Raw genomic sequence first — 26357 nt, 5'->3', positions numbered from 1 at the left:
TACAGGCGGCAAAAATAATTCAATTTGCTTTGAAATTTAATACCCTGTCACCTACCGGGAATGATAATATGAAAAGTAGAGCCTTTTCCCGGCGATGATTCTACGTACAGATGTCCCGAGTGATTAGCTATAATACGTCTGCATAGAGACAGCCCTATACCTGAACCGGGATATTGGGAGCGGGTATGAAGACGTTTGAAGACCTCAAATATCTGGTCGGCATATTTTTGTTCAAAGCCAATACCATTGTCGCTGAAAGAGATATCAAAGTATTGTTTATGGCGTTCATGTTTACCCATATAAACGCTGGCCAGCTCTCCCGAAATAGGCGTCGATTTAATTTCGATCACCGGACGAATGTCTGGTTGGGTGAATTTCAGGGCGTTGCTCATCAGGTTATAAAACAGCTGATTGATCTGTAAAGGAATGCCTTTGATAACGGGGAGTGGCCCTATTATGATCTCTGCATGTTTTTCTTCGATGATCAATTCAAAATCGCTGATCACACTTTGCAGCATGATAGTAAGATCTACTTCCCGCATCATATTCCCTTTTTCGAGCAGGCGTGAAAATTCCAGCAGATCTTTGATCAGCATGGACATTCTTTCTGATGACTGGTTGATCTTTTCTACCAGCCCTTTATGATGGTCAGGGAGGTCTTGTCTGGTGTTCAGGATATCGGCATAGATACGGATCTTTCGCAATGGTTCCTGGAGGTCATGACTTGCTACGTACGCATATTGTTCCAGCTCCTGGTTAGAACGTACCAGGCTAAGATTGGCGTCCTGCAATTCTTCGTTCATCGCGGCCAGTTCTTCATTGGAAGCGGCCAGTTCTTCCGTTCTTTCTGCTACTTCCAGTTCCAGGGTGCTTTGATATGCCAGCAGTTTGTTACGTGCCAGCACCTGGTCTGTAACGTCAATGGTCATGTCCACGACGGCATACACTTCTCCGGCTGCATTCAGCAGCGGTTTATAGGTGAAATTGAAGTAGAAGGTTTCAGGTTTACCATTAATGACCAGTATTGACCTGGCTTCTTTTTCATGGTGGGCTACACCAGATGTGTATACAGTATCCAGTATCTTCATGAAGGGCTGATCATTCAGTTCAGGAACAGCTACTCCCAGTGGTTTACCCAATACGGAATAACCTTTGCCCCAGAACCTGATCATTGGTTCGTTGGCTACTTCTATAATAAACCGAGGGCCTACAAAAAGAGCAGTTGCCACGGGGGCTTCTTCTACCAGCGAACGGAAACGGGCTTCACTTTCAAGGAGTGCCTGTTGTACATCCAGTTCTGCTCTCAGATCGCGCGCTACGCAGGCAATAGCAACAGGCTCGCCGCTCATGGGACTGTCCAGTCTGAAAGCGTTGGTATGAAAGGGCATCTGCTCGCCTGTTTCGAGTTGTGTGTAATATTGCCTTCCCATCCATTTTCCAGTTCTCGTTACAGCGGGAATGATGTCTTTTTCGAGTTCAACCAGGTGTTCCGGTGCGAAGATATCCCTGATATTGTGTGTGAGCGCAGATGCTTTGCTGCCCATTCCAAGAAGCTTCACACCTGCATCGTTCATGTAAGTGATAGTACCATCCATATTTGCAACGGAAATGAGGTCACTGCTGTTTTCCACAAGCGCCAGCAATTTTTGCTGTTCTTTCTTTGCTGTGACTTCGGTACTGATATCGAAAGCAATCACCAGTATATTCTCTTTGCTGTCGTCCTGATCATAGATACCGGCTATGTTCACCTGCACCCAGCGGTTGCTGCCATCTTTCTGCCGGTAGCGTTTTATCTGGTTAAAGACTTCCCGTTTGCCCTGCAGCAATTCTTCAAAAAGCTGCTTATGTTCCTGCTGGTGCTCTGAATGTATGACGTCGAGATAGGATTTGCCTATAAGCTCTTCTGCATTATGTCCTAATAACCCGGAAAATGCCTTGTTCATCATCCGGAAGCCGCCTTTCCCGTCAAGGAAGGCCATTCCAATAGCTGCATTATTAAATGATAGAGAAAAGCGCTGTTCTACTTCTTTTAACAGCCGGTCCTGCTCTTTCTGAACTGTAATGTCCAGACATATGCCTGAGAAGGAAACCGGTGTGCCGGAGATGTCATACTCGTATTTGCCACGCACCTTCCCCCAATGAATGGAACCGTCATCCCAGATGAAGCGGGCTTCGTAATGAAGCGAACCGGTCTTTTCGGCTTCTTTATAAGCCTGTTCTCTCAGTATTCTGTCATCGGGATGAACATGACTGATGAGTACCTCACGGTCTTTAATGACCGGATTTCTGTTGCCGGTCATGATATAGAACAGGTTGGCGGAAAAGTCGATGGTATTGCTAATGAGATCTATTGTAAAGATGCCTGCATCGGACCCTTCTACTGCAAGGGTCGCCATTTTTTCTGCTGCCAGGGCCTTTGCATTTGCGGTGACCTCTGCAGTAACATCCTGGCTAATGCCTGAAAGGCGTGTAGCTATCCCTTCCTTGTTGAAGTACACCTGTCCTTTAACATTCAGCCATACAACGTTTGTATTTTCCTCGTTAATGCATCTGAAACGTACATTAAACAGATGATCTGAATCTGGTTGTAAAGCTTGTTTAATGACCTCTCTGATGGCTGGCTGATCAGCAGGGTAAATATGCCGGATGACAGATTCATACGTAGGTTCTTCTGTTTCTTCCAGGCAGAAAAGTATTCTGCAGCGCTCGTCCAGAACGATTTGCCGGTTGAGGATATCTACATCCCATGTCCCGATCCCTGCGGCATGTAATGCAAATCTTATCTGTAGTTCCTGATCCCTTGGGATAGATTTCTCGGGTCTTGGATGTTCACTCATTCTCTTTCCAGTACAGTACACTACAAGTTAATAAATCAGTTGAATATTTACTTATCACTTATCATTCAGCTTTCTGCCATTTTCTAACTTTTCAATTAAAAGGCTGAGCCTGTTCTGTTTGGTCTCTTCTCTTTTAGCGGAAGTGATCCAGACAACGTATTCTTTCCTGTCGGTATAGGACAGTTTATCAAAGAAAGCTTTCGCATTAGGGTGTTTGGAGAAAAGTGCCACTACTTCCTCAGGTAATATCACTTCCCTGGGTGCCATATCCTGCTCTAATACGATATGGATAGTATCTCCCAGTTCTTTTCCCAACTCTTTCCGGACAGCCTGGGTAATGCCCAGCGTATGACAGTTGGTGCCCATTTTCGCCAGGCTACCTCTGTAGGTTACCTTGCCATCAATTAATGCTTTCACCTTCACCTGGCCTTTTACGCCATACAGCTCCAGCACATCGTAAGGGAATTCGACATAACCAGCATTCATGTTGCCATGTTGTACTATAACAGCATCAAAAGTTACCTTCTTTGACATTTTTCAGATTTGTTCTTTTTTGTAAGCTTCGATCTCTTTCAGGAAATTCATTGCCTTTATGACGGAGGTCCATTCGTTACTACCAAATATAAACTTAAACCAGCGTTTATCAGCGTTCTCCAACCTGATGTTCCGGTACAGCCAGACAGACATTATCGTTAAAACGGTGGTAACGGTCAGCTGTAATACCCACAATCCGATGGTCCCATGTTCGAACATACTTTTATTAATGTAAAAAGTAGTGTAAAAGGGAGCGGAAAGGAATAATATCCGGGCTATATTAATAGTGGAAGATTGAAGAGAAGCGAGTTTACGCTGTACTTCCAATACATTCAAACTGTTGTCGATCTGTTGAATAAGCACTACCTGTCTGATATAAACGACAATGGCGGCCACTGTGGTAATGATAATGGCCAGTGCCGATGTTATAAAGAAGTGCCGGTAATACGTCATGGCTGATAGGGCAAAGAATATAAGGACCGAAAGAAATAAGACCCACAGGATCCCTAAAATAACTGCAATGATCTTGACTGTTTTCAACGGGCGTAATGCAGTTTTGGCTTTTTGTGTTTGTATCTCTATAATGAGACGGTGATTAAGTGCCAGTGATTTTTCCAGCTTCTTATCATAATTAGCCCACATCTCTTTTAATGTCTTGTCTTCCATGTTAATTAATTATGAATAGTAGAAAATTTTCTTTTCAGTTTGTTTTTGATACGGTTGATCTTCGTTGCAATGTTTGTTTCAGTGAGTCCAAGGATTTCTGCAATTTCCCTGTAGCTTTTTTCTTCCAGGTAGAGGATCATGATGGCCCTGTCCAGTTCCGGCAATTCACTGATGAAACGTTGAAGGAGTTGGAGCTGCGGTCCGGTATCTTCTTTTTCTTCCGTAGCTATTATAATATCGGCAGTAAGCCCGGAGGTGCTGCCAATTCTCTTGCGGTCCTTACGGTAAAAGGAGATAGCCACATTCAGGGCTATTTTGTATAGCCAGGTGGAGTATTTGTACTGATCATTGTACTTGCCGAACGATCGCCATAGCTGGTAGACTATCTCCTGGATAAGGTCTTTTCTGTCCTCCGTATTTTTGCAATAAGAGTTTGCTATTTTGTAGATAATCCCCTTATGCTGTTCTACCACAGATAGGAAGGCATTATCTTCTTTTGAAGGGGGCATATGTTGGTACAATTAAGGTCATGAATAAGATATTTTTTACCTTATTATTCGCAGGGAGAAACAAAAAATCACAACAGGATACCAGCCGGTCCTGAAAGTAATACTATTTAATAAATGGGGTTGGGATTTAATTAAGGTTTTCTAACGCCTTTTTAAAACAAGGCAGGTAATTCATAGGATAGTAAAAATTATTTTCAAGAGTTTCAATCTTCGGATCAAACTCCACACCATAGCGGGATCAGAGCCGAAGTAAAAAGGCGTTTCATAGGATAGTATACGCTAAAGATAATCAAATTTTGATATCAGGAAATTATTTCTTCTCTTTTTGAAATATTTAATATTAAAATGAAAAAAAAAGCGTTGCGGGATAAAAAATCCTCATTTTTTGATCGATAAATTGTTAAAAATCTATCGCGTATTTCTGTCGTTGCCCCGATACGTTTAGTTAACGTTGTTATCAACTCTTTGCAATGAGCGAAAGCAATTCTTCCGTCGATAATTTTCCGCTAATATCACTTCCTTCCAGCAACCTGTCGGCCAGGTCTCTTTTACTATTATGAAGGGCAATGATCTTTTCTTCTATGGTATGTTTTGCCACCAGCCGATAGATAGTAACGGGTCTCGTCTGGCCGATACGGTAAGCCCTGTCGGATGCCTGTTCTTCAATAGCAGGGTTCCACCACGGATCAAGATGTATCACATAATCGGCGGCGGTCAGATTCAGGCCAGTTCCTCCCGCTTTCAGGCTAATCAGGAATAGTGAGCCTTCGCCGGATTGGAATTGTTGCACTACTTTTTCCCTTGCAGGGATAGGCGTACTACCATCCAGATAACAATATGATATACATAGTTCATCAAGTGCCTGCCGTACCAGTTCCAGGTGACGCACATACTGGCTGAATACGAGCGCGCGATGGTTGTTGTCGATCAGTTCTTTTACTATTTCCAGGAATACGGCCAGTTTGGATGAGTGTATATCTATTTCCGGATCTATCATCCGGGCATTACATGCGGCCATGCGCAATTTGCCTATTTCTGTCAACGTGTTCAGGTGCTGTTTGCTGTTCTTTTCCCGGCTGTACTTTTTGATATTTTCTACAGCATTCCTGCGCATCGCCTCATAAAATGCAGCTTCATCGGGCGAAAGGGAAACCATTTTAACGATCTCAGTTTTCTCCGGCAGCTCATCCAGTACCGCTGTTTTTGTACGGCGTAACATGAATGGGCCTATTAATTTTCTGAGATGTTTGGTCACACTGCTTTCCGCATTATAAATGACAGGAGTAGCAAATTGTTTGTTGAAGTATTGCAGGTTGCCGAGTAAGCCCGGATTAATAAAGTTAAAAAGGTTCCATATTTCCGAGAGATGATTCTGTACCGGCGTACCTGTCAGGATCAGTTTAAAGCCGGCCTGTAGTGCCATGGCTGCCTTCGATGTTTTAGTCTGGTAGTTTTTGATGGTATGGGCTTCATCGAGTACAACGGTATTCCAATGAATGCCAGCCAGTAATTTATCTTCTGATTGCAGTATGCCATAAGTGATCAACACTATATCGAAAGGTCCTGCGGTTTTCAGTACAGCTGACCTGCTGCCATTACTGATCTGTTTTACCTGCAGCGAAGGTGCAAACCTGTACAATTCATTGGCCCAGTTAGGCAATACTGATGCGGGACACACTACCAGTGCTGGCCCTTCACTGGCCCGGTATAGCAGCATGGCGATAGCCTGTATGGTTTTACCAAGCCCCATATCATCAGCGAGACAGGCGCCTGCGCCCCATCCGGCAAGCTTTACCATCCAGCGGAAGCCTTCTTCCTGATAGGGGCGTAATTGCGTTTGTAAGGTAGCTGGTACTTCGGGATGAATGTCTTCAGCTGTTGCCTGCCTGGCGCGCAAGGCTTTCCAGTGTTCGTCTGTATCGGCATTGTCGGCGCCCTCCAGCAATTCATCCAGCATATGTGCCGCCAGCGGACGGATATGTATCTGCTCATGTTCCGTCAGTGCAATACTGGCCAGTTCATTGAGTTGCCGGTGCAGCTTTGTGGTGAGCGAGATGAACTCGCCGTTTCGTAAAGTAATGAAGCGCGTAGGACTCACCTTAACAGCATCCAGCAGGTCCTTTAAAGACAGCACGGTATCTTCATCTATCTTCAACTCGCCGTTGCAGGCAAACCATTTGCCATCCACTTTACGCACGGTCACGCGTAGTTGCGTCTGATGAGCTACCCCCCTGACTTTCAATTTTTGTCCTTCCGGCCATTCAGCCACCGCCAGTTCAGGATGCCGGTATATTATTTCAAGTAACTGTAAACAGTCCAATGGATCATCAAAGATGATCGTATCGTCAACCACTTCCTGTGCTACGGATTCCTGTATCAGGATCATCAATTTCGCAAGATTACTTTTCTCTGCCTCCAGATCCCTGATAGCCTGACATCTTTCTCCATTGGTGACACCAATAAGATGCCGGGCGCCTTCTCCCGGTTTACAGTAAGGAGGATCAACCGCAAATGGTTTTACGTAAAACGATGCTTTGAGCGCATCTCCGGTAGGTTGTAACTGTACCCGTATGCGAGCGTCAGCAGCGCGTTGTTTTATGTTTAGAGTGGCGGTATCGTCTAAATTGGAATGAACAGTGATATGCGCACCGATATTTCGCAGCGCATCTAACAGTTTATCTTTGCCTTCTGCCGGCACCGTGCCGATTTGCTTTAGCGTTTGTAATACGGATCGTTGCTGTTGCGTCAACCTGATCACTCTCAAACGGGTAGGCGTTTCTTTTATCAGTATTGTTTCCCGCGTATGGTCGCTGATGTTGGTGCTGAATATATATCCTTTACCCGTTCCGTTGACGATCAGCTCTGGCTGGCCCCTGATCACTTCTACGGGAACTGAGGGATCTTCCAGTAAAAAAATATAGGGATGACCGCTTATCTCCTGCCAGACCCTTTCTCCGAATGTATATGACGCTGTCCCGTAGGTATGATAGCTTTCTTTCAGAATGGTACCTGCTATCCGCAGGTCATGGTCTGTCATATTTTCCAGTTGTCCTTCCTTCAGCTTTCTCAGATCTGTGGGCCTCCCCCGGCTCCAGCCGGTATCCCCCTGGTGGGTTTGTATAATAGGCAGGATCTCCGATCTGTTGATATCTATCAGGTAAGCCAGCCGGGTAATGGCCGGCGTCTTTTCTTTCAATGGTTTACCGGCCTCGGTGAGGATCAGGGTATTCAGCAGGCGTTCCCATTCAGGTACTGCCTGCATGCGGGAAAATATGGGCTGCTTCCCTATAAAAGCAGCCATATCCCGGAAGGTTTTCTCTGTGCCCAGATAGGCCTGTTCCCTGAACAAATAAAGCAGTTCATATGTCAGCAGGCGGTAATGATGACGTATGCCCTTATACAACACCTCTTTGATGAAAGGGGCGTATGTTGTAAGCAATTTGCTTTTAGGATAATAAGCTTGCACGCATATCAGAGAAAGATAGCTAAGCAAATGTTTTTCGGGTTGCCGGGAACTGGTCTCCAGCAGGATCTGCAACATATGTTCTGCCCTTTCTTTTCTGCCATTGTGAAAGTGTAACAAGCTGATAGCTGGTGTGATATCCTGGAACAGCTTTTTGTCGTATGCTGCCAGGACTTTATTGATGGTGGTATATGTTTTTTCCTCCGGTAGTACGGTTAATGTATAAGCATACAAAAATGCAAAGAGCGGAGACACCGGAATATTGTTCTTTTTGTCCTGTTGCCGTTGTTGTTTGATACCTTGCTCAAATAATGCCAGCGCTTTGTCTGGCTGGCCTTCATACAACTGTACAACTGCGCCTGCGTAAAGTGTATCGGTACCGCTAAAGTCGTCCCTGACATGGCCTTCCTGTAGTGTTACTTCGGCATGAGCCAGTGAAGAAGGTTCCACTCTGATGAATGCGGCCACCTGTTGCCTGAACGCATGTAATGCTTCCAGAGACATCATGGCCAGCAAATGCTGTTTTGCCGCTGCTGCATATATTTTAATGACGCTATCAGTATCAAATAGACGCAACAGATCTTCATACGCCGGATAATACAGCAGATAACACAGGTGTGGGAAATATTCCTGCAGCTCAAAAGAGATCTTTCTTACCGGGGGCAGCAATAAGGATTTTTCTCCTGTAAAGAAGGCGGTCAGTAACTGCTGTAGTTCCTGCAGACGTGCACTGGTACTATAGAAGGAGTAAGGTTTGGCGTGATCAAGTAATCGGAGGTATTGCGGCTGGCGGATATTATCAGGAAACAGCAGAAATCCCAGTTCCGGTACCAGGGAATAATTGCCAGCCAGGTTGTAACTGCCCAGGCCTCTTTCTCTCAGCAGTTCCAGTATATCGATGATCCTGTCCTGAGGCATTTCTTTAACACGGTTCACTGCATCAATGAACGTATACCGCTCTAATGGATACAGATAAACGGATAGTACGTCAATGACGATCCTCGTGTCGGCATCCTGGGACTGATATTGTTCTTTGTAAAAGGAAAGATTCACCATCGTTGGTGCAATCTACATTTTATCTGCCGTTCATGGTTTGACAAAAGAAAGCATATACCGGGCGGTAGTCAGGAAAGACGCCAGGTCACTAGGTTTGGTAATATAGTCTTTCACTCCCAGCTCTATGCTCATCGCCTTGAATATAGGTGAGGTAGAAGTGCTCCAGATAATTTTCGGAACATCTCTGAAACGTCCCTGATCGTTCAGTTCTTTAACAACTTCTACACCCGTCAGCTCAGGAATGTTAAAATCCAGGATCATGAGGGCTGGTAATTCTTCTTCTCCGATGCTCTCCAGGTATTTGACAAACTTTCTGCCATTAGGAATACACACAAGTTGCCAGGTAGGATCTATCTCTTCAATTGCATTTTCGAGCAGCTCCTGGTCATCAATATCATCTTCTGCCAACAGGATCAGCCTCTTCGAATGGCCTAAAAGTTGCATCTGTTAAGTTGTTTTTATAGAAACAAAAGTACTTACTTCAAACCACATATTACATAGCATCTATATGGTATAGAACTAAGTTCGAAAGAACTGTAAACACAACATAAAGAAAAAAATTGATTTATACATAGAGCTTGAGCTAACACCTTTATCATGAACACGCGGAGAAAAAGTCCCGATAATACTGCCTTGCCTGAAAAGGATGTGGAAAAAAATCCACAAACTTCCACAGCTAAAAGCAAAAAGCAAACGAAACAGGTCTATGCGCCGATCACTGACGAATTGGATTTACGTCAGCTATTGCAGGTGCTATCCGAAGTCAGGAGCGGTAATTTTTCGGCCAGGATGCCGGCAGATAGCGTTGGCTTAAGTGGTAAGATCTGTGATACCGTCAATGAGATCATTTCCCTGAATGAAACATTGGTAGAAGAATTAACCCTTGCGCGCAATACCATTGGGAAAATGGGGCGCCTGAACCACCGGGTGGTCATGCCCCGGACAGCAAAAGGATCCTGGGATACGGCCGTACTCTCCATTAATACATTGATCTCCGATCTTGTACATCCTACCATCGAAATAGCACATGTGATCAGTTCTGTGGCGAAAGGAAATCTCTCCCAGGAGATGCCGTTGCAGATAGAAGATCACGTATTGCAGGGGGAATTTGCCCGTATTGCCACGGAGGTGAACGGGATGGTGAAACAGCTGAATCTCTTCTCCCGCGAGGTAACGCGCGTGGCTCGTGAGGTGGGCTCCGAAGGTAAGCTGGGAGGTCAGGCGAAAGTAAAAGATGTAGCGGGTGTATGGAAAGATCTGACCGACTCTGTGAACCAGATGGCGGGCAACCTGACGGCCCAGGTGCGTAACATCGCCGATGTAACAACAGCGGTGGCGAAAGGAGACCTCTCCAAGAAAATTACAGTAGACGTACAGGGAGAGATCCTTGAACTGAAAGATACGATCAATACCATGGTGGACCAGCTGAATTCCTTCTCATCCGAGGTAACGCGTGTGGCGCGTGAGGTGGGTACAGACGGTAAGCTGGGAGGCCAGGCTGAGGTAAAAGGGGTGGCTGGTACCTGGAAGGACCTGACCGACTCTGTGAACCAGATGGCGTCCAACCTGACAGGCCAGGTGCGTAACATCGCTGAGGTAACCACGGCGGTAGCGAGGGGGGATCTGTCGCGTAAGATCACGGTGGATGTACGCGGGGAAATCCTGGAGCTGAAAAACACCATGAACACGATGGTGGACCAGCTGAACTCTTTTTCAGTTGAGGTAACCCGCGTAGCGCGTGAGGTAGGTTCTGAAGGTAAACTGGGAGGCCAGGCCACGGTAAAAGGTGTAGGTGGTGTATGGAAAGACCTGACGGACTCCGTAAACCAGATGGCGGGTAACCTGACGGCCCAGGTACGTAACATTGCAGACGTGACGACCGCCGTAGCAAAAGGAGACCTGTCCCGTAAGATCACCGTGGATGTAAAGGGAGAGATCCTGGAATTGAAAAATACCATCAACACGATGGTGGACCAGCTGAACTCCTTCGCTTCTGAGGTGACCCGTGTGGCGCTGGAAGTAGGTACCGAAGGTAAGCTGGGCGGCCAGGCGAAAGTGCAGGGTGTGGGTGGTACCTGGAAAGACCTGACAGACTCTGTAAATCAGATGGGATCCAACCTGACGGCCCAGGTGCGTAACATCGCCGAAGTAACAACAGCGGTGGCCAATGGTGACCTTTCCAAGAAGATCACGGTGAATGTGGAGGGAGAGATCCTGGAACTAAAAAAGACCATCAATACCATGGTGGACCAGCTGAACTCCTTCGCCTCTGAGGTGACCCGTGTGGCACTGGAAGTAGGTACAGAAGGTAAGCTGGGAGGCCAGGCAAAAGTGCAGGGTGTGGGCGGTACCTGGAAAGACCTGACAGAATCCGTGAACCAGATGGGATCTAATCTTACAGCCCAGGTACGTAACATTGCCGAGGTAACAACGGCGGTGGCGAAAGGTGACCTGTCACGTAAGATCACAGTGGATGTAAAGGGAGAGATCCTGGAGCTGAAAAATACGATCAACACCATGGTGGACCAGCTGAACTCATTCGGTTCGGAAGTGTTCCGTGTGGCGCGTGAGGTAGGTTCTGAAGGAAAACTGGGTGGGCAGGCAGATGTACCCGGGGTAGAGGGCCTATGGAAAGACCTGACAGACTCCGTGAACATCATGGCGTCCAACCTGACATCACAGGTACGTAACATTGCCGAGGTAACAACGGCGGTGGCAAACGGTGACCTGTCACGTAAAATTGAAGTAGATGTTAAAGGAGAGATCCTTGAACTGAAAAATACCATCAATACCATGGTGGAACAGCTGCGCGCCTTTGCCTCTGAGGTAACGCGTGTGGCCCGTGAGGTAGGTACGGACGGAAAACTGGGTGGTCAGGCATTCGTACCCGGCGTAGGTGGTACCTGGAAAGACCTGACGGACTCCGTAAACCAGATGGCGGGTAACCTGACGGCGCAGGTGCGTAACATCGCCGATGTGGCTATCGCCGTGGCAAATGGAGACATGTCCCGTAAGATCACGGTGGATGTACGCGGAGAGATCCTGCAGCTGAAAGAAACCCTGAATACGATGGTGGACCAGCTGCGTGCGTTTGCCTCTGAGGTAACACGTGTGGCCCGTGAGGTGGGTACAGACGGTAAACTGGGTGGCCAGGCATTCGTACCGGGTGTGGCTGGTACCTGGAAAGACCTGACGGACTCCGTAAACCAGATGACAGGCAACCTGACTTCACAGGTGCGTAACATCGCGGAGGTGACGAAGGCGGTGGCTTCCGGCGACTTGTCCAAGAAAGTAACGATAGACGTAAAAGGTGAAATCCTCGACCTGAAAAATACCATCAACACGATGGTGGACCAGCTGAACTCTTTCGCCTTCGAGGTGACCCGTGTGGCGCGTGAGGTAGGTACAGAAGGTAAGCTGGGTGGTCAGGCAGAAGTACAGGGTGTGGGAGGTACCTGGAAGGACCTGACAGACTCTGTGAATATGATGGCCTCCAACCTGACCAACCAGGTGCGTGGTATCGCAAAAGTGGTAACGGCCGTGGCGACGGGTAACCTGAAACAGAAATTGTCCATTGTGTCCCGTGGTGAGGTGGCACAGCTGACAGAGACCATCAATGAGATGATCGATACGCTGGCAACGTTTGCCGACCAGGTAACGACGGTGGCCCGTGAAGTGGGTGTGGAAGGACGACTGGGTGGTCAGGCGAGTGTACCAGGTGCTTCCGGTATCTGGAAGAACCTGACAGAAAACGTGAACCAGCTGGCAGAAAACCTCACTACACAGGTGCGTGCTATCTCGGCGGTAGCATCTGCGGTAACGAAAGGTGATCTGACCCAGATGATCCGTGTGGAAGCGAAAGGTGAGGTGGAAGAACTGAAGGATACCATCAACCAGATGATCGCCAACCTGAAACAGACAACACTGCGTAACCAGGAACAGGACTGGCTGAAATCCAACCTGGCCAAGTTCACCCAGATGCTGCAGGGACAAAAAGACCTGAATACGGTAACCCGCCGTATCCTTTCCGAGCTGGCGCAGGTGGTGAACGCGCAGAAAGGTATGTTCTACATCCTGGAACAGGAAGAGAACCTTGTCAATCCAAAACTGAAATTATTTGCAGCATACGCATACGGCAGCGAGGTAGGCATATCCCGCGAGTTTGCACTGGGACAGGGGCTGGTAGGACAATGTGCCGTGGAAAAAGAACGTATTCTGCTCACCAACGTACCTTCTAACTATATTAAGATCAGCTCTGGCCTGGGAGAGGCTACTCCGGTCAACCTGATCGTGCTGCCTGTGTTGTTTGAAACACAGATCAAGGCGGTGATAGAACTGGCGTCTTTCGATACATTCAGCCAGACACACCTGGACTTCCTCAGTCAGCTGACGGAAAGTATCGGTATCGTGTTGAACACGATCGAAGCGAACTCCAGGACTGAGGACCTGCTGGAACAGTCTCAGTCACTGGCCGATGAGTTGAGACGTACCAATGAAGAGCTGCAGGATAAAGCCCACCTGCTGGTGAAGCAGAAAGAAGAAGTGGAAGAGAAGAATAAGGAGGTGGAAGAAGCAAGGAAATCACTGGAAGAAAAAGCAGAACAGTTACAGCTTACTTCCAAGTATAAATCGGAGTTCCTGGCTAATATGTCGCACGAGCTGCGTACGCCGCTGAACTCCCTGCTGATCCTTGCACAACAACTGTATGAAAATCATGACGGCAACCTGAATGAAAAACAGGTACGTTATGCTAAAACCATCCATAGTTGCGGTGATGACCTGATCCAGCTGATCAATGACATCCTCGACCTGTCGAAGATCGAATCCGGTTATATTTCTACAGACTTTATCAAGGTACGTTTCAGCGAGGTGGTATCTTTTGTGGAGACTACCTTCAAACATGTGTCAGAAAGCAAGAACCTGCGCTTCCGGATTGATATGGACGATCAGTTACCGCCATCTCTGGAAACGGACGTACAGCGCCTGAACCAGATATTGAAAAACCTGCTTTCCAATGCGTTTAAGTTCACAGAAAAAGGCGAAGTGAAGCTCCGTATCTATGAAGCAAAACGTAACTGGCGAATGATCAGTGAGAGCCTGGAAAGTGCCGATAGAGTAGTAGCATTTGAGATCATGGATACAGGCATAGGTATTTCGAAAGATAAGCAGAATATTATCTTCGAAGCATTCCAGCAGGCAGAAGGTTCCACCAGCCGTAAATATGGCGGTACCGGCCTTGGATTGTCCATCAGCCGTGGTCTGGCAGACCTGTTGGGTGGTTCTATTGAACTGGAGAGTGAAGCAGGCCGGGGCAGTACATTTACATTGTTCCTGCCATTGCAATATAACCCTGCTACTATCAGAAGAGAGAAACAAAGCAGCCTGACGGTAGGGCAATACCAGTTGCCTGACGGATATGAGGCTTCTCTCATACAGGCTATTCCAGCAGTAAAAATCCCTGAAACAAAAGATCTGGACGGATTGAATGAGATCATCAATGAAATAGGTGATGACCGCACACATATTGTCGATACCGACAAAGTAGTGCTGATCGTCGAAGATGATGTGCGTTTCGCCAAGATCATGCTGGAAAAAGCGCATGAGATGGGGCTGAAGGTAGTAGTGGCAACCAGTTTCGGAGATGTATTCGACCTCACAAATAAATACAATCCGATCGCGGTGACCCTCGATGTAAAACTGCCGGACGCAAGCGGGTGGCGAGTGTTGGATCTCTTTAAGAATGACATCAATCTTCGCCACATACCCATCCACCTCATCTCCGGGGAAGAGAACCGTTTGCTGGCAATGCATCGCGGCGCCAGGAGCTTTAGTTTGAAACCACTGAAGGCAGAAGCATTAAATGTGTTGTTTGCCAACATTATGGAACATGACAGCCGGAGAACGAAGAGAGTATTGGTCGTGGAAGATAATGAACCGGATGCTTCCCAGATCGCCAGGATACTTGATAATGGGGATCTGATCGAAATGGACTTTGTGGAAAACGGAAAAGCGGCGATTGATCGTGTAAATAATACGGTATATGATTGTATAATTGCAGATTATATGCTGCCGGACATTGACGGTGCGGAGTTCGTTGCGAATATGAATACGGTGAACCGGTATAATGCAACGCCGGTGATCGTATATTCGGCAAAAGATTTTTCCAATAGCGAAAAGTCAAAACTGAAACAGTATGCAAATAAAATACTGTTGAAAGGCGTTAATTCCCTCGACTTGTTGTTGGAAGAAACGGTGATGCAGCTGCATATTAATCATCAGTCCCTGTTACCGGAAAAGAAAAAGCTGATCGAAGATCTCCGCTCCCAGAAAGATGTACTGATCCATAAGAATGTGCTGGTTGTGGATGATGACGTTCGTAATCTGTTTGCATTGACCACTGCATTTGAAAGATTCCATATAAACACCATCACAGCGGAAAGCGGTAAGGAGGCAATGAATATCCTCAGTGAAAACAGTGATATTGATATCGTACTGATGGATATTATGATGCCTGAAATGGATGGATATGAAACGATGCAAAAGATCAGAAGAGAACACAAGAATAGTGCACTACCTATCATTGCTGTAACAGCTAAAGCCATGAAAGGCGACAGAGAGAAATGCCTGGAAGCCGGGGCGTCCGATTATATCACAAAACCGTTAAAGATCGATCAGTTGCTGTCGCTGATGCGGGTATGGCTGTACAGATAGTTTTTAAGTACTCATTTGAAAATCGAATAATTTGCAGGACCAGGACTTAATAAAAATATTGGTTGTTGACGATCGGCCGGATAATCTATTATCTATAGAATCTATCCTGGAAAGGGAAAGCTATACAATCGTAAAAGCCAATTCAGGGAGGGCCGCGCTGAAAATCCTGTTAAAGGAGTTCGATTTCTCATTGATACTGATGGATGTGCAGATGCCCGATATGAATGGTTTTGAAACAGCAGCCCTTATCTATCAACGGGATAAACTGAAGGATATTCCTATCATTTTCATTACAGCGCACAGTCATGAAGAGGAAGCCATTTTTAAAGGGTATAAAGTAGGGGCGGTAGACTTCATCTACAAACCTGTAAATCCTGAGCTGTTGCGTGTAAAAGTGGGACTGTTCGTAGAACTGTACCGCAAAACGCAATCTCTCATAGCACAGGAGCAGAAGTTGCTATTGGCGAATGCTTCCCTGCAAAGGGAGATAGAAGAGAGAGAGGCTTCCGAACTTAAAGTGCGTGAACTGAACCGGCAACTGCTGCAGAATAACATACATCTGAAAGCGGTAAATGAAGAACTGGACAGATTCGCCTACATCGCTTCTCACGACCTGCAGGAACCTTTGCGTAAGATCAGGGTCTTCAGTGATATGATCCTCCAGAAGAAAAGTGGTGAAGCAGAGGTAGACAGGTATGTGCAGAAAATCACGAATGCAACGATTCGCATGCAACAACTGGTCAGTGATCTGTTAAGGTTTTCCCGCCATTCCATACAGGGAGGCGATTTTACCTTGTGCGATCTGAATGATCTGGTAAAAGAAGCGTTGACAGAACTGGAGATCAAGATCCAGCAAACCAATGCCAGCATACGGATCGATACCTTGCCTTCCCTGCAGGTGATACCCACCCTGATGCGGCAGGTGTTTTATAACCTTATCAGCAATGCATTGAAGTTCCGGAAAAAAGAAGTGGCGCCGGAAGTGCATATTTATGCAGAGATGATCAGCTCTCCGGATCATCAGTACCTGAGAGAAAGAGATAATGGTAATTATTACAAGATCTTTGTAACGGACAACGGCATTGGTTTCGAAAAACAGTATGTGGAGGATATTTTCGTTGTGTTCAAGCGCCTACATAGTTATCATGAAATAGAGGGAACTGGTATCGGTTTGTCTATCTGCAAAAAGATTATGGAACAGCATAACGGATTTATTACTGCCACCAGCGAGATCGATAGCGGTTCTACCTTTATTATCGGTATTCCTGAGAAGCAGCTGCTACCGGCTAATATCAGCATCACTTAAAGATAGTCATGAACATAAAAAAGCCATCCCGTTCAAAACGGGATGGCTTTTTTATGTTTGTCATATACTACAGATCAATATTTACATAATACCTGTTGCTTTACTTCAAAGCTGCCATTTAAACGGATATCGTCAGAAGCAGCACCTACCATAACAGAGAAAGTACCTGGTTCTACTACCCATTTCATATCAGTATTCAACAGTTTCAGATCTTCGGGTGACAGTTCAAAGGTAATCTCCTGTTGCTCGCCTGCCGCCAGATGTACACGTTTGAATTTCTTCAGTTGTTTTACTGCAGTAACAACAGAGCTGGCATCATCGCGGATGTATAACTGGGCTACTTCATCGCCGGCTACCTTGCTGGTATTTTTCAGTGTGAAAGTTACAGACACCTTCAGGTTATTGCCTGCAGCCTGTACGTTAGTCTTCAGGTTTTGATAGTCGAAAGTAGAATAACTTAAACCATGGCCGAAGCTGTATAAAGGTTTTGCGTCCATTTCTACGTAGTCATGTCTGGAAGCATGTTTGTAATTGTAATATACAGGCAATTGTCCAACTGACTTAGGGATGGAAACAGGTAAGCGGCCGGCAGGGTTATAATCGCCGAAGAGAACATCTGCAACAGCATTTCCACCTTCCTGACCAGGATACCACGCATTCACAATGGCGGGTACATGTTGAGCTGCCCAGTTGATATTCAGCGGGCGGCCTTCAATCAGCACCAGTACCACAGGTTTGCCGGTAGCGACAAGGCGCTCCATCAGGCGGGATTGTAAACCCATCAGGTCAAGGCTTACCCTGTCATAGCCTTCGCCACTTTCCATATCGCTGACTGCTACTTCTGCTGATTTAACTTCTGCAGCGCCAGTGCTCTGGTAAGAGGTTTCGAAATCGCGCGCACTGGAGCCACCGAGTACCAGCACCACTGCATCTGCCTGTTGGGCAGCGGCAACAGCTTCATTGATAGTAGCATGAGCCGTATCGCGGATGGCGCAGCCTTTTACATAGGTCACCTTTGTATCGGGCGATACTTTGGCCTTAATACCTTCCAGTACTGTCACTATCTTTTCCTGAGGCTGAGGTGCGGTATAATCGCCCAGCTGGTTGTAAATGTTATCCGCATTCGGGCCGATCACTGCCAGGTTCTTAATTGTCTTATTTAAGGGCAGCAATCCATTTTCATTCTTCATCAGTACGATGGATTCAGCCGCTACGCGTTTTGCTAATGCTTTGTTCTCAGCAGTACCTACAGATTTTTCAGCAACATCTGCATCTACATAAGGATGCTCGAACAAGCCCATGACAAACTTCAGTCTGAGTACATGCGCCACTGCGGTATCGATGGTGGCCATGGTCACTTTCTTACTATTTACTGCTTTAATCAAAGCATCACCATAGGCTTCGCCGCCAAGGTCCGCATCCAGACCTGCGTTCATAGAGAGTGCCGCTGCTTCTTCCATAGTAGCTGCTACATGGTGATTGGAGCGTACGCCGGGAATACCGCCGAGGTCAGAAACAGTGAAGCCTTTAAAGCCCCATTGTTTTACCAGTACATCTTTTAACAGGAAACTATTGGTGCTGCAGGGAATGCCATCAATAGAGTTATAGGACGCCATAATGGATAAAGCACCGGCCTTGATAGCTGACCTGAAAGGAGGCAGATAGGATGAATACAGGTCTCTCAGACCGGTAAGCGCAATACCGCCGTTATGTCCGCCTTCAGGAGAACCATAAGCAGTAAAATGCTTCAATGTAGAGATCACATTGCTGCCGGAGTTGATATTATTACCCTGGAAGCCTTTCACCATAGAGATACCCATCTGGCTGATCAGGTATGGATCTTCTCCATAGGTTTCTTCCAGTCTGGACCAGCGGGGTTCTCGTACGAGGTCAAGTACGGGGCCGTAACCGATATGCGCACCCTGCACACGTGCTTCTTTCGCAATGGCGGCCGCCATTTCCTGGATCAGGGCCGGGTTCCATGTGCTGGCCTGACCTATAGATGTAGAGAAGACAGTGGTGCCGATGGCCATATGCCCATGCGGACATTCCTCTGCCAGCAGCAGAGGGATACCCAGGCGGGTGTTTTCCATCATATACTTTTGCAGGGCATTAGTCGCTTTTGCAGACAGTTTTGGCGTCAAACCCGTTACCAGTGTTTTTTTAGTCCAGGGATCGGCTCTTAAAGTTGCCCAGAAGCTACCAATATGCCGTTTAGTGATCACTGCCTTAAATGCCTCACTGATGCCTACGGAATCGCCCTTCTTTTCATACATATCCCATCCCAGCAGGGTGCATAATTGCCCCACTTTCTCTTCCAGCGTCATGCGTTTCAGCAGGTCTTTTACCCGGGCGTCAACCGGTGCTGAAGCGTTTTTGTAGATGGCAGGGCTGGTAGTTCCTTTTTTTACCTGCCCCTGTGCTTGTGAGCCTAACCCGAGCACCATTATGAAAAGCATAAGATAACTCCGGTTAATAGTGGTTTTGTTCATTCTCATTGGACCTGTTGATAAGATTCTATTATGTTAAGTTAATTGACAATCATTCATTTAAACGCGCTGTCAGTAAAAATAACAAGTACTCTGGGGATTTCATAAGAATTTTGTCGGGCGGGGGTTTGCGGAGATTATGTGGCTTATTCTCCGCAAAATATGCGGAGAATAGATCTATAACAAAATGCGACATCCAGGATCTCGTTGATAAAGGCATGCTGCAAAAAGCATCCTCAGGAAGAAACACAAATTATGTTTTGAAATTAGATTAACCCGTTTCTTCGGTGAATTGTACAACATTTCTCTGCATCTGGCAATTGCGCCCCTCTCCCCTCCTTAATAACTTTGGATCTATTAACTTATCAAACTATAGATCATGTCGAACGCTGCGCAATTATCAGGTAAAGAAGCTCAACCATCTGCCGAACTACTCAATCCGGAAAACCATACACTTGTACTGATCGATTACGAAGGACAAATGGGTTTTGCCACCAAGAGTATTGATATCACAGAACTTCGTAATAATGTAGCTATTATCGCAGGAGCATCAAAAATCTTCAATGTACCCACTGTCGTAACAACTGTGGCAGAAGATAGTTTTAGCGGTCCCGTATTCCTGGAGCTGGAAGCTGCCTATCCAAAAGCAAGCTCCGGTTACATCGACAGAACTTCTATGAATACATGGGAAGACATTAACGCTTACAAGGCCATTGTAGGAAAAGGAAAGAACAAAATAGTACTGGGCGGACTATGGACCAGCGTATGCATCGTCGGTCCTGCACTTTCTGCTATTGCAGCAGGATATGAAGTGTATGTGATCACTGACGCCTGTGGCGATGTATCGACCGAAGCGCATGAAAGAGCTGTACAGCGTATGATACAGGCAGGCGCTAAAACGGTTACTTCTATACAGTACCTGCTTGAATTGCAACGCGACTGGGCAAGACAAGGCACTTATGAAGCAGTTACCACGCTCATGAAGAAACATGGAGGTGGCTATGGTCTTGGCATCCAGTATGCACATACGATGATAAAACACTAATACAGCAAATATTCTTCATTGCAGAGATCCTCTGCGAATAACATTAGGGAACAGGGCGTTTTCAAAGAACTGTGAGAGAAGTACGAACTCCGTACTTCTCCTTCACAGTGAATGCCCTTTACTCCGTAGCAATAACACCAATGCACGTTAAATAAGCGTTCATGAAAGCAGATCTCATACTTTATAACGGGAGTATACATACAGTTGACCGGGACAATCCTGCTGCTACTGCGGTTGCTATCAAAGACGGCAAATTCATAGCTGTAGGAGACGATATAAGCGTCATGAAAATGGCCGGTGATAGTACCACATTGATAGATCTGAAAAGAAGACGTACCATCCCCGGACTAAATGATTCCCATACACACCTGATACGTGGTGGCCTGAACTTTAACCTGGAGCTACGCTGGGATGGAGTGCCATCTCTGGCAGATGCTATGAGAATGCTGAAGGAACAGGTGGCCCGTACGCCTTCGCCACAATGGGTACGTGTTGTGGGTGGCTGGAGTGAATTCCAGTTTGCCGAAAAGCGTATGCCTACGCTGGATGAGATCAACGCAGCAGCGCCAGACACCCCTGTGTTTATCTTGCACCTATACGATAAGGCACTGCTTAACAGGGCTGCATTGAGAGCGGTGGGGTATACAAAAGATACACCCGATCCTCCCGGAGGACAGATCCAGCGGGATGCCGGCGGGGAGCCTACAGGGTTGCTGCTGGCAACTCCGAATGCCATGATCCTGTATTCGACGCTGGCCAAAGGGCCTAAGCTGTCTTATGAATACCAGGTGAATTCTACCCGGCATTTCATGCGGGAGATGAACCGTTTTGGTATCACCAGTGTGATTGATGCGGGTGGTGGTTACCAGAACTTCCCGGACGATTATAAAGTGATTGATGAACTGCATAAGCACGGACAGCTCACCGTGCGTATTGCATACAATCTTTTCACGCAAAGGCCCAAACATGAAGAAGAAGATTTTGACAGCTGGATAAAATCTGTGAAAGTATACCAGGGTGATGATATGTACCGGCACAACGGTGCAGGCGAAATGCTGGTATTCTCTGCAGCCGATTTTGAATCTTTTATACAGCCGCGTCCCGATCTTCCGGCCGTTATGGAAGAAGAGCTGGAAAGGGTTGTGCGCCTCCTGGTGAGTAACCGCTGGCCTTTCCGCTTGCATGCCACATACAATGAGAGCATCACCCGTTTCCTGAACGTATTTGAGAAGATAAATAAAGATGTTCCTTTTGATGGTTTGCCCTGGATCTTTGATCATGCAGAAACGATCGATGAAAGAAATATAGAAAGGGTAAAAGCCCTGGGCGGAGGGATTGCCATTCAAAGCCGTATGGCCTATCAGGGAGAATATTTCACCGACAGATATGGTAAGGCTGCTGCCGCACATACGCCACCAGTTAAACGGATGCTGGAAATGGGGGTGCCTGTAGGCGCAGGCAGCGATGCTACACGTGTATCCAGCTATAATCCCTGGGTGGGATTATATTGGCTGAGCGCCGGAAGGACGGTAGGAGGTTTACAATTGTATCCCGATCAACAACGTTTGAGCCGGGAGACTGCCCTTGAACTGTACACCAGGGGTAGCGCCTGGTTCTCGAATGAACAACAAAAGAAAGGTACTATAAAGGTCGGAATGCTGGCAGATCTGACGGTATTGGACAGCGACTATTTCACGGTAACGGACGAAGAAATTAAAGGCATAGAAGCCGACCTGACAATTGTAGATGGCCGCATTGTATATGCCAAAGGCGATTTCAATCAGTGGGCGCCACCGGTTATTCCCATATTGCCCGACTGGTCACCTACGGCAGTTTATAATGGTTATTATCCCGGTTCCAACAGGCTGGGAACTAAGACCTATAAGTTTGCTGAAAGCGCCGCTTCAAATGATCTCAGTGCTATGGTGCATCAATGTATCGGGAGTTGTGGGGTGCATGGCCATGAACATGATAAAGCGCACAAAAGCGATGTGCCTGTAAATAATTATACGGCCTTTTGGGGCGCTTTAGGTTGCTCCTGTTTTGCTTTTTAAATCAATAATGAGAAGATGACAGACATATTGAGAGGTGTATTGTACTCTGACCTTGGCAGTGATATCAATAACTGGGCAATGTTTGCTTTCAGGATATTACTTGCATTGGAATTGTTCAGGGTGCATGGCTTGAAAAAATTCAGGGTAGAGAACGGACAAAGGGAACATGTACCCAATCCCTTACATCTTCCTGAGAAACTGAACGCCATGGTAGCCACACTATCTGATACGGTGGCTCCTTTTCTTGTAATGATCGGTATTGCTACAAGACTGGTGGTATTACCCGTTATTGGTGTGACGGCAATTGGTTATTTCGTAGTACACCGGCATGACAATATTGAAGTACGGGATGTACCTTATATGTATACGCTTTGTTTCCTTTTCCTGTTATGTACAGGCGCCGGGACCATTTCAGCAGATCATTACATCTATTCACTATTAACACAATAAACATTTTTTAAAGATGGAGCCAAATATCGGTATCAAAAAAGAATACCTGTCACAAGTCGCACACGAGTTAGTCAAAATACTGGCAGATGAATTCCTGCTGTATGCCAAGACCCGCAATGCACACTGGAATGTAGAAGGTCCGGACTTTCATTCTAAACATGTATTTTTTGAGCAGCAATATGAAGAGCTGGACGAGATCATGGACAGTGTAGCCGAACGCGTACGTTCGCTTGGTCACTATGCTCCTGCCACCCTGAAGGAATATATTGCGTTGACGCACCTGACAGAGAAAAGCCGTTCAGCAAATGATGGAGCCGGTTTTATTGGTGAGTTGCTGTCAGATCATGAAAGCCTGATCATCCATCTTCGTGAGAATATCAACCGCTTTGCGAACGACTGGCATGACCAAGGTACCAGCGATTACATTACAGGTCTGATGGAACAACATGAAAAAATGGCCTGGATGTTAAGAGCACATTTAAGATAAGAGACTTATGGATGAAAAGAAAAATATAGCTTACATCAGCATCTGCCTTGCTTTTGCAGCAGGCTTTTGTGATGCTGCTACTTTTACTGCGGCAGAAGAATTGTTCTCTGCACATGTGACGGGCAACTTCGTAGTGTTTGCCTATGACCTTATCAGGGGGGCAGAAGCAAAGTCCTGGTTGAAATTACTCTCCTTCCCGGTATTCACGGTCGCCGTTGTTACAGCGGGATGGTTTGCACCAAAACTGAAAAGCGGTTATACACTGCTGCTGGTAGAAGGTGCGATCCTCCTGGTAGCGGGAGCCCTTGATATTGCTTTCGGCAGACCAGGTAGTACCTGGGGAGCAGTGATGCCTTATATAGTAGTGCTGGCCATGGGAATACAGAATGCATTCGGCCGCCTGTATACCACCGCAGCATATGCGCCAACTACGATGATGACGGGCAACGTAACACAGCTAACATTGGATATTGCGAAGATATTGATGCCTGGTGTATGGAACAGCGATCGCCGTCCTGCGTTTGCAAAACAGTTCATTGTGATTGGCGGCTTCCTGGCCGGTTGTCTGGCGGGTGCATTCCTGGCTGCCCATTTTGGCATGTGGACAGTAGCGTTACCAGGTGCATTATTGCTGTTGCTTTTCTTTATATAATTTCTTTTTCCAGCAGATAAATTAATGACAGTACAAACTGTCCGAACAGGAATGGAAAAGGGCTGGCCTTTGTGGCCGGCCCTTCCTTGTATGTAGAATGGATGAAAGGGTTATTTATTTTCTTCTTTGGATGCTTCCTGTTTGTTACCTAACTGCTCCAGTAGTTTCAGTCCCAGCAAGCCGCTGATGGAACCGTTGGTACCGTCGCCGCCTCCGATGAGGATGTCAGGCATGATCTTGATATGCTGCTCACCGATGGCTTCCATTACCTTCAACTGGGTAAAGTTATTACCACCCATCGCCTCCACAGCCAGTTTATAAGACTCGGCGCTGGACTTACCGATAGCAAGGATCTTTTCAGCTTCCGCATTACCTGTGAGGGAAATCTTTTCAGCATCCGCTTTTGCGATCAGCTCAGTTCTTTCTGCTTCCGCTTTTGCCAGTACACGTACTTTTTCGGCCTCACCGCTTGCCAGCAGTTTCATCCTGTCGGCTTCCGCATTGGCCTGCAGACGTACACTATTGGCATCACCGGTAGCCTTTTTAACCGCAGCGTCAGCGATCCTCTCAGCGATCAGTACACCCTGGTCTGCCTTAACGATCTCTTTCTGGATTTCAGCGATAGCCGTTTCTTTTTCGAGCGCCTGCCTGGTTTCCTGTGCACGCATCTGTGTATCGTACGTTACTTTCTGCTCTTCCGCCAGTTTACGGTCTGTCAGTGTTTTCATCAGGCTTTCAGGAGGTACGATATCACCGATCAGGGTATCCACACCGAATACGTTATATTGTTCCAGTACTCTACCGATATGTTGTTTGGCGGAATCCTGTCTTTCCTTACGGCTCTTCAGGAAGTCGATCACCTCAGCATCCTGTGCAGAGTTACGGAAGTAGTTACCGATGGTAGGTTCCAGCACCTGTGTAACCAGGTTGCTCATATTACCGAAACGGGCAATTACTTTAGGCGCCTCAGTAGATGGAATGTGAATAATCTGTGCCACGTCCAGGTTGAAGGTAAACCCGTCCTTACTACGTACCGTGATAGTAGAGAGGTTCTTGTCCAGTTGGTGCGCTTCGCTCCGTGCAGAGGCCCAGTTCAGCACCAGGTTGGTGGTAGGCACGTATTCCACCTTCATGATGTATGGGTTGATAGGATATTTGCCAGGTCCCAGTGGTTCTGCCCATACACCTTTGTGGTTCTTGGCAACAATGTTACCGTGTTTAAACTCTGTGCCGCTGAGGTCTTCACCGTCACTACCCACATAAGAGATCACAACGCCCACATGGCTGATCGGGATCTCTGTCATCTGCCGCATTTCCACTTTGGCAAACCATGGGTTCAGGAAGTAAGAACCCGACAGGATCACCTGCTCCTGCAGACCTTTATACCCACCGTTGGCGAGGAAGGCGTCAGCGTCCTGGAAGTTGTTGTGGTTAGAGATGATCTTACCCGCGATCTGGCCGGTTTCAATAGCCTGACCTTCCAGTGTGGTAACGATACCTACTGCGTTATCGGGTACGGTGGTCATATCAGTGATCTCCACTTCGAAAAGGAAAGTGTTGATACGATAAGAACCGGGTGTCATAATAGCGGTCTGCCGTCCTTTTTGTCCGCCGTTGTTGAGGAATGATTCCGCATTCTGGTATGCATCGCAATCCACGCGGCGGGCCATAACAGCACCTGGCTGCAGTTCAGTACCGTCTTTTGCCAGTACAAGACCGATCTTACCGGTGGGGATAATGGTAAAAGACTGGAAGGTCACTTCATATTGCCAGAACCACTTCCCGAAATAAACACCGGGAGCCAGTGTCTGTGCCTGAAAACCCGCTTCACCATTAGTAGCGATGATGCGGCCTTCCGGCAATTCCTGTTTACCAACCAGGACGAATTTCTTTGTAACAAGCCCGATCTTGTCTTCCGGTACGATAACCAAACCAAAGAAGACGCGAAGGATGTACTTGTAGAGAATAAGGCATAGTACGGGTAAGCCGATAATAATCAGCCACCTGAGAACTTCATTTTGCATAAATGTGTGGTGTTTATATGATATAGAAATAGGATGCCCTTGACACGTATATATGCATATACGCGAATACATTG

The 26357-nt window shown here is 46.7% G+C and carries 15 protein-coding genes; 7 read left to right on the top strand and 8 right to left on the bottom strand.

Features of this window, described 5'->3' with window-relative positions:
• Positions 1-47: 47 nt before the first annotated feature.
• The 6 genes from L3C95_RS01285 to L3C95_RS01260 all read right to left on the bottom strand — a co-directional run bounded on the left by L3C95_RS01285 (position 48) and on the right by L3C95_RS01260 (position 9509).
• Positions 48-2837: a PAS domain S-box protein gene (locus tag L3C95_RS01285; protein ID WP_236384241.1), complete on the bottom strand. Its 2790-nt coding sequence runs from the start codon at positions 2835-2837 to the stop codon at positions 48-50.
• A gap of 54 nt (positions 2838-2891) precedes the next feature.
• Entirely contained in the window at positions 2892-3371 is a 480-nt protein-coding gene (locus tag L3C95_RS01280; protein ID WP_236384240.1) for a YdeI/OmpD-associated family protein, read from the bottom strand.
• A 3-nt stretch (positions 3372-3374) separates the two neighbouring features.
• Positions 3375-4037: a hypothetical protein gene (locus L3C95_RS01275; RefSeq protein ID WP_236384239.1), complete on the bottom strand. Its 663-nt coding sequence runs from the start codon at positions 4035-4037 to the stop codon at positions 3375-3377.
• 5 nt (positions 4038-4042) lie between these two features.
• On the bottom strand, positions 4043-4546 hold the full coding sequence (locus L3C95_RS01270; RefSeq protein WP_236384238.1) for an RNA polymerase sigma factor: 504 nt from the start codon (positions 4544-4546) through the stop codon (positions 4043-4045).
• Positions 4547-5003: 457 nt separating this feature from the next.
• Positions 5004-9065 (bottom strand): DEAD/DEAH box helicase, encoded by a 4062-nt coding sequence (locus L3C95_RS01265; RefSeq protein ID WP_236384237.1) that lies wholly within the window; start codon positions 9063-9065, stop codon positions 5004-5006.
• Between the two features lie 30 nt (positions 9066-9095).
• Complete coding sequence (locus L3C95_RS01260; RefSeq protein WP_236384236.1) at positions 9096-9509, bottom strand: response regulator; 414 nt, start codon at positions 9507-9509, stop codon at positions 9096-9098.
• A 153-nt stretch (positions 9510-9662) separates the two neighbouring features.
• Between L3C95_RS01260 and L3C95_RS01255 the strand changes: the two genes are divergently transcribed.
• Positions 9663-15776 (top strand): HAMP domain-containing protein, encoded by a 6114-nt coding sequence (locus tag L3C95_RS01255; protein ID WP_236384235.1) that lies wholly within the window; start codon positions 9663-9665, stop codon positions 15774-15776.
• A gap of 31 nt (positions 15777-15807) precedes the next feature.
• The gene (locus L3C95_RS01250; protein ID WP_236384234.1) at positions 15808-17082 is read left to right on the top strand and encodes a sensor histidine kinase; all 1275 of its coding nucleotides are present in this window, start codon (positions 15808-15810) and stop codon (positions 17080-17082) included.
• Between the two features lie 74 nt (positions 17083-17156).
• Here the strand turns inward: L3C95_RS01250 and L3C95_RS01245 are convergent, their stop codons facing one another.
• Positions 17157-19541 carry a glycoside hydrolase family 3 N-terminal domain-containing protein gene (locus L3C95_RS01245; RefSeq protein WP_236384233.1) on the bottom strand — a complete coding sequence of 795 codons (2385 nt, stop codon included), beginning with the start codon at positions 19539-19541 and terminating at the stop codon, positions 17157-17159.
• A gap of 409 nt (positions 19542-19950) precedes the next feature.
• On the opposite strand from L3C95_RS01245, the gene L3C95_RS01240 reads away from it, so the two are divergent.
• The 5 genes from L3C95_RS01240 to L3C95_RS01220 all read left to right on the top strand — a co-directional run bounded on the left by L3C95_RS01240 (position 19951) and on the right by L3C95_RS01220 (position 24259).
• Positions 19951-20616 (top strand): hydrolase, encoded by a 666-nt coding sequence (locus L3C95_RS01240; RefSeq protein ID WP_236384232.1) that lies wholly within the window; start codon positions 19951-19953, stop codon positions 20614-20616.
• 161 nt (positions 20617-20777) lie between these two features.
• On the top strand, positions 20778-22670 hold the full coding sequence (locus tag L3C95_RS01235) for an amidohydrolase (RefSeq protein WP_236384231.1): 1893 nt from the start codon (positions 20778-20780) through the stop codon (positions 22668-22670).
• 15 nt (positions 22671-22685) lie between these two features.
• Positions 22686-23120, top strand: coding sequence for a DoxX family protein (locus tag L3C95_RS01230; RefSeq protein WP_236384230.1), 435 nt, complete (start codon positions 22686-22688; stop codon positions 23118-23120).
• Between the two features lie 13 nt (positions 23121-23133).
• Complete coding sequence (locus L3C95_RS01225; protein WP_236384229.1) at positions 23134-23607, top strand: Dps family protein; 474 nt, start codon at positions 23134-23136, stop codon at positions 23605-23607.
• Positions 23608-23614: 7 nt separating this feature from the next.
• Positions 23615-24259 (top strand): YoaK family protein, encoded by a 645-nt coding sequence (locus tag L3C95_RS01220; RefSeq protein ID WP_236384228.1) that lies wholly within the window; start codon positions 23615-23617, stop codon positions 24257-24259.
• Between the two features lie 110 nt (positions 24260-24369).
• Here the strand turns inward: L3C95_RS01220 and L3C95_RS01215 are convergent, their stop codons facing one another.
• The gene (locus L3C95_RS01215) at positions 24370-26283 is read right to left on the bottom strand and encodes an SPFH domain-containing protein (protein ID WP_236384227.1); all 1914 of its coding nucleotides are present in this window, start codon (positions 26281-26283) and stop codon (positions 24370-24372) included.
• Positions 26284-26357 lie beyond the last annotated feature (74 nt).

This window comes from Chitinophaga filiformis, from assembly GCF_021646545.1.
Lineage (GTDB): Bacteria > Bacteroidota > Bacteroidia > Chitinophagales > Chitinophagaceae > Chitinophaga > Chitinophaga filiformis_A.
Note: the sequence above shows the minus strand (reverse complement) of the source record. Positions and strands in the feature narration are given on the sequence as shown.